Raw genomic sequence first — 11,422 nt, forward strand, 5'->3', positions numbered from 1 at the left:
GCGGGGTCAGCCGCGGAGTCGGTCACCGGTCCCGCGGTCAGTCGCGGGGGCCGACGGCCTGCAGCGCCGCGCGGACCGCCTCGCGCTCGTCGCCGGCGAGTGGCAGCACCGGCCGATGGAGACTCTCCGGACGCACGAGCCCGATCTCGTCGGCGATCGCTGACACGGTCCGGTAGCTCCCGAACCTGTCATACAGATCCCAGATCGGATCCAGTTCCGCGGACAGCGCGAGAGCCTGCTCACCGTCCCCGGCCTGCGCGGCGCGGGTGATGGCGGCACAGGTCCGCGGGAACACGCCGGCCAACACGGAGTACCAGGTGTCGCACCCGGCCAGGAGCCCACAGGCACCGGCGCGGTCGCCACTGATCCCCAGCGCCACATACCGCGAGACCGCATCCCGCAGGTCCGTGACCTGCGCGCACGCCTGCTGGACCTCGGCGGACACCGGCGGGATCTTGACCGAGACGACCTTGGGCATCGCGGCGATCTCCGTGAGCACCTCGCGGGTGAAGGTGAAACCGGTGGTGCCCGGATTGTCGTAGACCACGACGGGCAGATCGGTCTCCGAGGTCACCTGCTCGAACAACGCGACCACCTCGGCGGCACGCAGCGGCTGGTAGCCCAGCGCCGGCACGAGCACCCCGGCGGCGCCCGCGTCTTCGGCGTCGGCCACGTGCCCGAGCATGTCCCGGGTCGTCAGGGCCCCCACGCCGACGATCACCGGCTTGGCCCCCGCCGCGACGGAGGCCGTGCGCGCGAGCGACCGGCGCTGGGCACGGTTCAGGTAGGCGTACCCACCCGTCGAGCCGAGCGCGCCGATCGAATCCACCCCCGAACGAACCAGGTGGTTGATCAGCCGGGCGTACGCATCGAGATCCGGAACCCCTCCCCGATCCGGCCCGGCGCCGGTGAACGGGGTCAAGGGGAATGCACTCAGTCCACTGAACACGCATGCCAGTATGCACCCGGCTCCAAATCTCGTGTTCCCGGGATCGCTGCTAGCCGCTTCCCGGGTCCGTTTGCGCGGCCCGTGAGAGCTCTCCGCCGGGGCGATCCATCTGCGTCAAGGGCACTGAACGTCTCGGGTGCGACGACTAGCGTCGATGGCATGAACTCGTCGTCGTCGTTGTCGTCGTCGTCAAATATTTCGGCCCCGCAGGGGACGCCGCCGACGTCTCCCTCATCGCCGGCGCCAGCCACCTCGACACCCCGACGCCAGGCGACCCAGGACATCCCCGCCCCGATCCGGCGCGCCCAGCATTTCGAGCGGTTCACCGCCTGGCCGGTCTTTGTGTCCTCGATCGTGTTCTTCTCCGCGTCGCTCGCCCTGCTGGCCGGATCGATCCACGACGACGACCTTCGCCGCACCACCCTGATCGGCGCGGTCGTAACCTACGGCGTCGTCCTCCTCGAGTTCCTCATTCGACTTTTCCTCGCCCGGCAGGCTGCTCGCGAGTTCTTCAAGCGGTACTGGTTCGAGCCGATCGGCCTGCTCCTGCCCCTGTTGCGGCCGTTCGTGATCGTCGTCTACCTGTGGCGGATCCCCGCGTTCCGACGCTCGGGCACCACCCTGCGGGCCCGGCTGCTCATCACGACGCTGCTGTTCATGTTCATGTTCGTGTACTTCATCTCCTCCGCCGTCTGGCTGGTCGAGCGCGGCACTCCAGGCGCAAACATCGTGAACCTCGACGACGCCATCTGGTGGGGATTCGCCACCCTGTCCACCGTCGGCTACGGCGATTTTGTGCCCATCACCGCGCTGGGGCGCGTCCTTGCCGTGTGCCTGATGATGGGCGGGATCGCGATCGTCGGCACCACCACCGCGCTGGTAATTTCCGTCCTCGCCGAGCAACTGACGCTCCGCAAGGACGCTCTCGTCGATGCGCCCGGAGACGCCGCGGGGGGCTGCGGGTGCGGCGGTCAGGACGGATGAGGCGGGCGCTGCGGAGGAGGGGGTCGCTGCAGAGGAGGCCGGCGCGGGGCAGGGCGGTGCCGGGCAGCCACCGACTACCGAGGCGCCGCCTCCCAATTGACATCATTGCGCCGTTGACACGATCCCTCGGCGGGACAAGGCTTTGCCATGCGGTCCGCAGCGCGCACGGCCCACGTCCGCGCCGGCCACTCCACCGAGGAGCGCCACATGATCTTCGTCAACCTCCCCACCACCGATCTCGATGCGGCCAAAGCGTTCTACGTCGCCCTGGGCGCCGAGATCAATCCGATGTTCACCGACGAGAACGCCGCGGGAATCGTCTGGGACGCCAACACCCACTTCATGGTGCTCACCCACGAGCACTTCAGCCAGTTCACCGACAAGCCGATCGTCGACGCGCACACCAGCGCGCAGGTGATCATCGCGCTCTCGAGGGACTCTCGCGAGCACGTCGACGAGACCATGAAAGCCGGGCTCGCAGCGGGCGGGCGAGAGTCGAAGCCCGCGCAGGATTACGGCTTCATGTACCAGCGCAGCATTGAAGACCTCGACGGCCACCTTCTGGAGTTCGCCTTCATGGATCCGCAGGCAGCCGCCGACGGGCCCGAGGCCTACGTCGCCGAGCACGGAGCCGGGCAGGACCCGGTGCCGGGGAGCTGAGGGCACCGCAACCAAGGGTCAGAGGCCGCTCCCGCTATCCGCGGAAACGGCCTCTGAACTGCATTTTCTGTGGAGCTAAGGGGAATCGAACCCCTGACCTTCTCGATGCGAACGAGACGCGCTACCAACTGCGCTATAGCCCCTCACCGATCCCGTGGACCGGTGATTCCGCCCTCGCGGGCGAAGATGCCACCCTCTCGGGCAGCGAGGAATACCTTACCAGTACGCCGGGTGCGCAAACCAAACCGGCAGCCGTGCGGCACCGTCACTCCGCGGGTGTGTGGGTGTGCATCCGCATGCCGTCGTCATTGAAGATGCTGATCACCTGCGCCGGACGCGCCCCGGCGGCGGACAGGCTGTGCGGGACCCGGGTGTCGAATTCGGCCGCTTCGCCCCGGGTGAGGATGAGTTCCTGGTCGCCCAGAACCAACCGTAGCTTGCCGCTGAGCACGTAGAGCCACTCGAAGCCGTCGTGCACCCGTGGCTCGGGAGCCTCCGTCGACGGCGGGTAGGTGATCTTGTAGGTGGCGACAGGTGAGCCCTCCGGCGCGAGGGGCGCGATCACCATGCCCTCGCGGTGGATGACGGGGCGCCGAACCCGGGGATCCACCACCTCGGGTTCGACCAGGTCATCGAGCCGGATCCCGAGTTGCCGGACCAGCGGGAGCAGGAGTTCCAGGCTGGCCTGCCGCTTGCCGGACTCCAGCCTCGACAGCGTGCTCGCCGACATCTCCGCGCGCTCGGCGAGCTCGTCCAGCGTCCAGCCCCGACTGTGCCGGAATGCCCTCAGCCTCGCGCCTACCTGCTTGATCTCCCCTGACACCGTGCCACCCTCTCGAACCGCTCGCCCTGACACCGCCACAAACACTTTCCTTGCCATTGTTGCAAGATTGTTTGCAGTTTACGCACAGTGTCCGGAGACTGCACATATGGAACACAGCAGAGACGACCACGACTCCTCCGGCCCCAGTCACACCCATGACGACCACGGCACTCAGCACGAGCAGTGGGACGCGATCGTCATCGGCGGCGGCGCGGCGGGCCTGTCCGCGGCGCAGATGCTGGGCCGCTCGCGCCGACGTGTACTGGTGGCCGACACCGGTACGCCGCGCAACCGTTTCGCCGCGCACATGCACGGCGTCCTCGGCGACGACGGCACTCGGCCCGCCGACCTCCTGCAGCGGGGTCGCGACGAACTCGCAGCGTACGACGTGACGATCCGACAAACCGCGGTGACGGCCGTCGAAGAAACCGCCACCGCCGACAACTCTCTGCTCATCCGGTTCGCCGACGCTCCCCCGGCCTACGCACGGGCGGTGATCCTGGCGACCGGAATGACCGACGGGCTTCCCGACGTCCCCGGCCTCCAGGAGCACTGGGGTTCGGCGGTGCTGCACTGCCCCTACTGCCACGGCTGGGAAGTCCGCGGGAAGCGGCTGGCGGTTCTGGGCACCTATGAGATGTCTCTACACCAGGCCGAGCTCGTCCGGCAGTGGAGCGATGATCTCGTGTTCTTCACTGCCGCACTCGGTGAGATCGACCAGAAGACCGCGAAGCGTCTCCGCTCGCGCGGGGTGCAGTTCGTGGACACCCCGGTCGAGGAGGTCCTGTCCTCCGGTGGCGAGCTGAGCGGCGTACGTTTGGCCGACGGGAGCGAAGTGGCGCTCGACGCGATCTTCGTCGCCTCCACCGCCCAGCCCCATGACGAACTCGTGGCGCACCTGAACCTGGATCGAGAGACCAACCCGATGGGCTCGTTCCTAGCCACCGACATGACCGGCCGCACCAGTCACCCCCGTATCTGGGCCGTGGGAAACGTCAGCAGCCCCGGTGCGACCGTCCCGGTGTCCATGTCGGCGGGTGCGATGACCGGCTCGATGGCCAACATGGCTCTGGTGACCGAGGAGTTTGACCTCGCGCAGGGCTCATCCAGCCAGGACTCACCCGTCGAGGCCTCACCCGCAGAGCATTGGGAGGGCGAGTACTCCGAGGGCCGCATCCGTTGGTCGGGCAAGGTCAATGCCACCACCGCGGCTGTCGTGGACACACTCGATGCCGGCGAGGTCCTCGACCTCGGCTGCGGTGAGGGCGGCGACGCGGTGTGGCTCGCCGAGCAGGGCTGGCGGGTGACCGCGGTGGACATCTCCCCCACCGCGGTCTCGCGCGGTGCCGGCGCCGCCGATGCCCGCGGGGTCGGGGACAGCATCGAGTGGGTGTCCCATGACCTGACCACCTGGGACACGGACCAGCGGTTTGATCTGGTCACGGCCAGCTTCTTCCACTCGGAAGTCGAACTGCAGCGCATCGAGATCCTCCGCCGTGCCGCCGACTGGATCCGCCCCGGCGGGCATCTGCTGCTCGTCACCCATGTATTCGAGAGCCCGGATGACATCCCGTCGTGGGGCCCCGGCAAGAGCAAGGACAAGCGGCATGACCATGGCCACGGTCACGGCCACGGTCATGACCACGGTCATGACCACAGCGACGGCCACGGCCATAGCCACGATCATGATTTCCACTCGATGCCCACGCCGGCAGAGGAGCTCCAGCAACTCGCACTGGATCCGACTCGCTGGGAAGTCGTGCGACAGGAGATCCGTCCTCGCGAGATGACCTCCCCCGATGGCACGCAGACCGCCACCGTCAAGGATGGCGTCCTCATGCTGCGGCGCCGCGGCTGAAAGAGCGCGACGCCGCGACCAGACTTCTGGTCGCGGCGTCTCGTTTCGCTTATTCGAAGACCTGTCGGCTGTCAGCCTGACGTCGTCAGGTGAGCTCCAGTGGGAGCATCAGCCCACTGCCCGCCGTAGCGGCTCGCGATGCGTGGGCCGACCATCGTGGTGGCCGGGATCGCCGTCGAGGTCCCGGTCGAAGGTGTCCAACACGTCGAATGCGGGATCTTCGTCGTCGGTCTCCAACACCACGGCTCCGGGACGGCGCAGGCGCGGCGGCACCACCGACAGCTCGTCGTCCTCGCGAGACTCGACACCCAGACGGGCCCGGCGCATCCGCTCGACGCGGCGTCGACGCAGGCTCTCCTCGAGCCGCACCTGACGACGCAGGTAGGTCAGGTAGGCACCCAACAGCAGCACGGCGCCGCCGGCGAACCACCACACGGCGGGGACGGTGAACAGTGCCGTGATCACGGCGATCGCCGCGAGTCCGACCAACATGAGCGCGGTGCGCTGGCGGGCGTGGGCTCGCTGCTCGGCAGCCTTGCGGTCGGCCATCGGGTCATAGGCACCGCGGCCACGGCGCCGCTCGGCGAAGTTCAGATCCGCGTCGGTGAGCTCCACCTCGGGCTCGGAATGACGACGACGACCACGATGCAAATGCACCGCCTCCGCGTCGATTCCGGCGGCGTCCTCGTCGTGATCGGCCACCTCGGTGTGCTCGGCCGCCGGTCGGGTCGCGGGACGCTCGAGAAGCTCGCCGTCGACCACCTCGGGGCGCACCGACTCGGCTGCCTCCCGATTCGAGGTGGTGGGCGCGTCCGATGTCGGGGAGTGAGCCGCGGGCGTGTGGCGCTCCGATTCGGTCTCGGTACGGATATCGGCGGTGCGGACCTCGCTGGTTCGGTCCTCCACGCTGCCGATCTTCGCCGCGACAGTCGAAGCGGTCCGCTCGTCGACCGAGGCGACGGCCTCTGCCGCCTCGTCGTCGTCGGACACCACGACAGCCGGGATCTCCGTGGTGATCTCCTCCGAGGCCGTGTCGGCACCGGACACGGAGTTGCGACGCTCCTCCATCGCCCGACGAACGGCCTCGCCGCGACGCCCGGCCGCCTCGCGGCGCAGCGTCTGCTCGAGCAGGTACTCCCAGTTCTCGGTGTCGAGTAGCTCCGCATCTGTGGCACCGGCACCGGACGGCAGACCGAAGAGCGAGTCCTCGGCCTCTGCCTGGACCGGGTCGACGGCGACGGGTCCACGACTGGGCACGAGCCGGCCGGATCCGCCGGAGTACAGCGTTCGTGTCTGAGCCAGTGCTTCACCGGTGCGGCGGATCGGATTGCGCGACCGGATGAGCATCGGCGCGAGGACGAACAGCCAGACCACCACCAGCAGGATGATCAGCAGCGAGCTCGACATCGATCAGGCCTCCTCGAGCGTCTACCCCGACACGGAACGTCGTGGTGAGGTCCCAACCGTAACGGTGGGAGCGCCCCGCATTGTGGCGGCGCGCCGCAGGTCACGATGCTCAGGACATACTCAGACGCGCTGGGCGAACCCGGAGTCCACGAGGGCGGCGACGACACCCCGGCCGTGCTCCTCGCGGGTGCGCGCGACCAACAGGTGATCCCGCCATGCGCCGTCCACGTGGAGGTATCTCTTGAGCAGACCCTCCTCGCGGAACCCGCAGCGATCCAGCACCACCCGGCTGGCCTGATTCTCCGGGCGGACGGTCGCGTCGACACGGTGCAACGCCCCCGCGCCGAGCGCATGGTCCACCCCCAAGGCGAGCGCCGCGGTGGCCACGCCGCCACCGATGAACGGGCGGCCCACCCAGTAGCCGATCCACCCCGAGTGCAGGGCGCCACGCACGATCCCGCCGATGGTGATCTGCCCGCAGAATTGCCCGTCCAGTTCGATGACGGCGGGAATCGTGGCGCCGACGCTCGCGTATCGACGCAACTGCGAGTGCATCGCGGGCCAGGCGCGCGCGGTGTTGTTATCGCTCCAGCGCCCCTCCATCGTCGGTTCCCACGGCGCCAGGTAGTCCTGCTCGGCGAGCCTGAGTCCGGACCAGGCGCGGCCATCCCTGCGGCGGACACTCCGGAGGGTGACGACCCCGGCACGCACGCGCAGCGGCCCGGCGTGGACCGGCCAGCCCGGGTGGTCTTCGGCCGTGCTCGTCAGGGCACTCCACATGTCCGAGGCGCCTGACTGGTCAGCCGCGCTGGGCGAGGAACATCACGTCGACCTCGTCACCGGCGCGAACCGCGGACACCTCCGGATCGATCACCACGAGGCAGTTGGCCTCCGCGAGCGAGGCGAGCAGATGTGTGGAGGCCCCCTGTGCACCACCGAGGGCGCGCACCAGGTATTCGCCGGTGTCGGTGTCGCGCATGAGCTGTCCGCGCAGGTAGCCACGACGGCCCTCGACCGAGGAGATGGGGGCGACGGTGCGGGCGCGGACCGTCCGACGCATCGGTTGCCGCTTTCCCAGAGCGATGCGGATCAGGGGACGAACCATGATCTCGAACACCACCAACGCGCTGACCGGGTTGGACGGCAGCAGGAATGTGGGCACCTCGTCGCGGCCGAGGCGCCCGAATCCCTGCACCGAACCCGGGTGCATGGCGACCCGGTTGACCTCGATCTCGCCGAGCTCGGCCATGACCTGCCGGATGCGGGTGGTGGCCTCGCCACCGGCGGCGCCGGAGACCACCACGAGCTCAGATCGCACGAGTTGCCCCTCGAGCACCTCACGCAGGCGCCCAGGCTCGGTGCTGGCGATGCCCACCCGGTGCACATCAGCACCGGCGTCGCGGCCGGCCGCGGTCAGTGCGTAGGAGTTGACGTCGTAGACCTGGCCGGTGCCGGGCGAGCCGTCCACGTCGATCAACTCGTCGCCGACCGAGATCACGGCCATCCGCGGCTTGGGGTGTACGAGCACCTTCGCCCGGCCCACCGAGGCGAGCAGCCCCACCTGGGCGGGGCCGATGATGCTGCCGGCACGCACGGCCACGTCGCCGGGCTGCACGTCGTCACCGATCCGCCGAACATAATCGCCGGTGCGGACGCCACGGGTCGGCGTGATGTGCCGCCCTGACGCCTCCGCCCATCCGACGGGCAGGACGGCATCGGCGAGCGTGGGCAGGGGCGCCCCGGTGTCGACGCGGACGACCTGGCCGGGCTGCAGTCGCGTGGGCTGGCGGGAACCGGCGGTGATCTGTCCGACGACCGGCAGACTCGCGGAGCCGTTCGCGCCGTCGTCCCTGCCATCGCCGTCCCCGGAGTCGACGCGAACGTCGACGCTGCGGACCGCGTAGCCGTCGATGGCCGCCTGGTCGAAGGACGGGAGCGGTCGTTCGGCGACGACCTCCTCAGCGCACAGCAGACCTTGCGCCTCGGAGATCGACACGCGTACCGGGCGCGGGGCGACCGCGGCCGCCGTCACCAGAGCCAACTGTTCCTCGACGGAGCGCACCAGTGCCCCCTTTCCCGTACCTGTCCTGCCCGGATCGGCCCCAGCCCGCGCGGCGCCACCGTGTGTCCGCTGCGGGAGGACGACCCCTCGGCCTCTGTGGGAGAGGGTAGCGGCCGCACGCCCTCCTACCGCGGCAGCGACGCCGGGTCAGTCCGTGTTGCCTGCCGTCAGGACCCGAGTCGGCCGGTCAGCCACTCGCGCAGATCGTCCGCATACGCCGGGTTGTCCAGCGCGAAGTCCACGCAGGCCTTGATGTAACCGCCGGGGTTGCCCAGGTCGTGACGGGTGCCGTCGTGCACCACCACGTGCACCGGATGTCCCTCGTCGATGAGCATGTCGATCGCGTCGGTGAGCTGCAGTTCGCCGCCGGCGCCAGGCGTGATGCGGCGTAGCGCGTCGAAGATCACACGGTCCAGCACGTAGCGCCCGGCCGCCGCGAGGTTCGACGGCGCGTCCTCGGCCGCGGGCTTCTCGACCATGCCGAGCACCTTCTTCACCGCCGGGTCGTCGGTGTCCTCCACCTCGAACACGCCGTAGGAGGAGACATTCTCCGGGTCCACCTCGAACGCGCACAGCACGCTTCCGCCGCGCGCCGCCCGCACGTCCGACATCTGACCGAGGATCCCGCCGGGCAGGACCAGGTCGTCGGGCAGCAGGACCGCCACGGCCTGCTCATCGGCGCCGAGAACCGACTCGACCTGTGCGACGGCGTGGCCCAGCCCGAGCGGCTCCTCCTGACGCACGTCCACGACCTCGATCAGACCGGGGGCGCGCCGAACCTTGTGCAGCAGCACGTCCTTGCCGCGCTCGGAGAGCGTGCCCTCGAGCACGGGGTCGCCCGCGAAATGCGCCATCACGCCGACCTTGCGCTCGGAGGTGACGATCGCGAGTCGCCCCGCGCCGGCCTCCGTGGCCTCCTCGGCGATGAGCTCGATGCCGGGCGTGTCGACAACCGGAAGCAGCTCCTTGGGCACCGTCTTGGTGGCGGGCAGGAACCTGGTCCCGAGGCCTGCGGCGGGGACGACGGCGGTCCTGAACTGCGAGTCGGACGAAGCGGTGGACGTCATGGGCAACACTGTAGACGCCGACCAGCCGCCGATAGCGTCACGCCTCGCCCGGGGGCAGACTGCTGACATGGACAAGTCGGAGTTGAGGCCGATCGTGCGCGCCCGGCGCGCCGCGGTTCCGCCCGCGGTGCGGGCGTCTCGTGATGCCGCGATCCTCGATCACCTGGGCGCGCTCGTCACCGCCCGGATGGTGGTCTGCGCTTTTGTACCCGACGACGACGAGGCCGGCGGCCCAGAGATGCTCGCGCGTGTCGCCGACTGTGGCGCGCGCATTCTTCTCCCGGTCTCCCCCGCCGTGGGTCCACTGGGCTGGTCGCAATACGCCGGCCCTGCTGATCTGCAGTCCGGCCGGTTCGGCATCCCCGTCCCGTCCGCGCCACCAGGTGGGCCCGAGACGATCGCCGAGGCCGATCTCGTCCTGGTGCCCGCGGTGGCGGTGGACCGGCGGGGCAATCGCCTCGGCCGTGGCGGCGGCTACTACGACCGGTCGTTGAGCCTGGCCCGCCCCGATGCCCGCCTGCTGGCGCTGGTGGATTCGGAGAACGTCCTGGACGCGGTCCCGACAGAGGACCACGACCGGCCCGTGGACGGGGTGATCACCGAGGACGGCCTTCTCGACTTCGGTACCTGGCACTCAGCGGAGTAGAGTGCCAGTCGTTGTCCGTGCTGCCCGGGAGGTCCCATGCCCACCTATTCGTACCGCTGTCGTGACTGTGATGTCGCGTTCGACATCCAGCAGTCCTTCGACGAGGACTCGCTGACCGACTGCCCGCAATGCGGAGGCGGACTGCGCAAGCTGTTCAACACGGTGGGCGTGGTGTTCAAGGGCTCCGGCTTCTACCGCACCGACAGTCGCACGGGCGCCGGCTCGTCGGGCGAATCGGGTAACTCCAGCTCGTCGGGCTCGGGGTCGAACTCGTCCGGTGGCGGGTCCGGCAGCGGGTCGGGCAGCTCGGGTGGCAGCGGCAGCAGCTCGAGCGGATCGTCGGGTGGCTCGTCGGGCGGCAGCTCCTCCGGCTCCTCCTCGGGCGCCAGCTCCTCCCCATCCGGTTCCTAGGGATCGCCTAGAGCGCGACCGGATTCCCGGCGCCCCTGTACGTTGATGTTCTCGGGGTTGATGGTCGGCTCGTCGTCGTCAGATTTTCTTCCCCCACCTGCAGCAACTTTTTCCCCACAGGTTCCTCCCCCTCCACAGGCGTCGGCGTACCGACGTCCGCGGGAGGCTCGGCCCGGATGGGCGGCGATACCGTCGGCCCCATACCGCCGCGGTGCTGCACGGACGCCGTGCCGCGGTGCCGCGTGCGCCGAACGACAGGGGACCCCATGCGCCGGTTCATCGCTCCCTCCGCCGCCTCGGGGCGCTGGCGTCGGCGACGCTCGGCACGGATAGCCCTGGCGGGGGCGCTCGTGGTGGTCGCGCCGTTCGTCGGCGGCCCCGGCGGCGGCACGGACAAATTCACGGGCTACGGCACGGGCGACGGACTCGCCAGCGGCGAGCACTCGGGCCACCCGGGGCCATCCGGCGGCTCGGGAACGCTGGCCGGCTTCACCCCGGGGCACTCCCCCGGGTTCCCCGACGCCCACGCCGGCTCCCCGGGAGCAGGTGACGCGC

Annotated in this window: 11 protein-coding genes, 1 tRNA gene and 1 pseudogene; 6 read left to right on the plus strand and 7 right to left on the minus strand. The window is 69.6% G+C overall.

Translation table 11 applies throughout. From position 1 onward, the window contains the following. Window positions 1-37 precede the first annotated feature (37 nt). Window positions 38-949 (minus strand): dihydrodipicolinate synthase family protein, encoded by a 912-nt coding sequence (locus G6016_RS02040; RefSeq protein WP_182631047.1) that lies wholly within the window; start codon window positions 947-949, stop codon window positions 38-40. 159 nt (window positions 950-1,108) lie between these two features. Here G6016_RS02040 and G6016_RS02045 point away from each other — a divergent pair, with 159 nt between their 5' ends. Both G6016_RS02045 and G6016_RS02050 read left to right on the plus strand, forming a co-directional pair. Next, a complete protein-coding gene (locus G6016_RS02045; RefSeq protein WP_206682278.1) occupies window positions 1,109-1,933 on the plus strand; it encodes a potassium channel family protein in 825 nt (274 codons plus the stop codon). Window positions 1,934-2,080: 147 nt separating this feature from the next. Continuing rightward, window positions 2,081-2,593: a VOC family protein gene (locus G6016_RS02050; RefSeq protein ID WP_241729668.1), complete on the plus strand. Its 513-nt coding sequence runs from the start codon at window positions 2,081-2,083 to the stop codon at window positions 2,591-2,593. A 70-nt stretch (window positions 2,594-2,663) separates the two neighbouring features. Here the strand turns inward: G6016_RS02050 and G6016_RS02055 are convergent. Beyond that, a tRNA-Ala gene (locus G6016_RS02055) sits at window positions 2,664-2,736 on the minus strand. A gap of 122 nt (window positions 2,737-2,858) precedes the next feature. Next, window positions 2,859-3,416, minus strand: a complete 558-nt coding sequence (locus tag G6016_RS02060; RefSeq protein ID WP_182631048.1) for a cupin domain-containing protein — start codon at window positions 3,414-3,416, stop codon at window positions 2,859-2,861. A gap of 106 nt (window positions 3,417-3,522) precedes the next feature. On the opposite strand from G6016_RS02060, the gene G6016_RS02065 reads away from it, so the two are divergent. After that, complete coding sequence (locus tag G6016_RS02065) at window positions 3,523-5,274, plus strand: bifunctional NAD(P)/FAD-dependent oxidoreductase/class I SAM-dependent methyltransferase (RefSeq protein ID WP_182631049.1); 1,752 nt, start codon at window positions 3,523-3,525, stop codon at window positions 5,272-5,274. A 108-nt stretch (window positions 5,275-5,382) separates the two neighbouring features. Here G6016_RS02065 and sepX read toward each other — a convergent pair whose 3' ends face one another. The 4 genes from sepX to G6016_RS02085 form a co-directional block, all read right to left on the minus strand. Continuing rightward, complete coding sequence (sepX, locus tag G6016_RS02070; RefSeq protein ID WP_182631050.1) at window positions 5,383-6,681, minus strand: divisome protein SepX/GlpR; 1,299 nt, start codon at window positions 6,679-6,681, stop codon at window positions 5,383-5,385. A gap of 120 nt (window positions 6,682-6,801) precedes the next feature. Beyond that, the gene (locus tag G6016_RS02075; protein WP_182631051.1) at window positions 6,802-7,461 is read right to left on the minus strand and encodes a GNAT family N-acetyltransferase; all 660 of its coding nucleotides are present in this window, start codon (window positions 7,459-7,461) and stop codon (window positions 6,802-6,804) included. 19 nt (window positions 7,462-7,480) lie between these two features. Further along, the gene (glp, locus tag G6016_RS02080) at window positions 7,481-8,743 is read right to left on the minus strand and encodes a molybdotransferase-like divisome protein Glp (RefSeq protein WP_182631052.1); all 1,263 of its coding nucleotides are present in this window, start codon (window positions 8,741-8,743) and stop codon (window positions 7,481-7,483) included. Window positions 8,744-8,910: 167 nt separating this feature from the next. Further along, the gene (locus tag G6016_RS02085; RefSeq protein WP_182631053.1) at window positions 8,911-9,810 is read right to left on the minus strand and encodes a UTP--glucose-1-phosphate uridylyltransferase; all 900 of its coding nucleotides are present in this window, start codon (window positions 9,808-9,810) and stop codon (window positions 8,911-8,913) included. On the opposite strand from G6016_RS02085, the gene G6016_RS02090 reads away from it, so the two are divergent. The 3 genes and pseudogenes from G6016_RS02090 to G6016_RS02100 all read left to right on the plus strand — a co-directional run. Continuing rightward, window positions 9,809-10,456: a 5-formyltetrahydrofolate cyclo-ligase gene (locus tag G6016_RS02090; protein WP_241729669.1), complete on the plus strand. Its 648-nt coding sequence runs from the start codon at window positions 9,809-9,811 to the stop codon at window positions 10,454-10,456. The two genes, G6016_RS02085 and G6016_RS02090, sit on opposite strands and share 2 nt — an antisense overlap. 36 nt (window positions 10,457-10,492) lie before the next feature. Beyond that, complete coding sequence (locus G6016_RS02095; RefSeq protein WP_182631054.1) at window positions 10,493-10,867, plus strand: FmdB family zinc ribbon protein; 375 nt, start codon at window positions 10,493-10,495, stop codon at window positions 10,865-10,867. 266 nt (window positions 10,868-11,133) lie between these two features. Next, window positions 11,134-11,422 (plus strand): annotated as a pseudogene (locus tag G6016_RS02100) (hypothetical protein); the annotation flags it as partial.

Origin of the sequence: Dietzia aerolata (genome assembly GCF_014144865.1) — a bacterium.
Taxonomy (GTDB): domain Bacteria; phylum Actinomycetota; class Actinomycetes; order Mycobacteriales; family Mycobacteriaceae; genus Dietzia; species Dietzia aerolata.

Coding starts and splice junctions, on each gene's coding strand:
- G6016_RS02050 (WP_241729668.1), top strand. CDS start 2,081: ATGCGGTCCGCAGCGCGCACGGCCCACGTCCGCGCCGGCCACTCCACC.
- G6016_RS02065 (WP_182631049.1), top strand. CDS start 3,523: ATGGAACACAGCAGAGACGACCACGACTCCTCCGGCCCCAGTCACACC.
- sepX (WP_182631050.1), bottom strand. CDS start 6,681: ATGTCGAGCTCGCTGCTGATCATCCTGCTGGTGGTGGTCTGGCTGTTC.
- G6016_RS02090 (WP_241729669.1), top strand. CDS start 9,809: ATGGGCAACACTGTAGACGCCGACCAGCCGCCGATAGCGTCACGCCTC.
- G6016_RS02095 (WP_182631054.1), top strand. CDS start 10,493: ATGCCCACCTATTCGTACCGCTGTCGTGACTGTGATGTCGCGTTCGAC.
- G6016_RS02085 (WP_182631053.1), bottom strand. CDS start 9,810: ATGACGTCCACCGCTTCGTCCGACTCGCAGTTCAGGACCGCCGTCGTC.
- G6016_RS02045 (WP_206682278.1), top strand. CDS start 1,109: ATGAACTCGTCGTCGTCGTTGTCGTCGTCGTCAAATATTTCGGCCCCG.
- G6016_RS02075 (WP_182631051.1), bottom strand. CDS start 7,461: ATGTGGAGTGCCCTGACGAGCACGGCCGAAGACCACCCGGGCTGGCCG.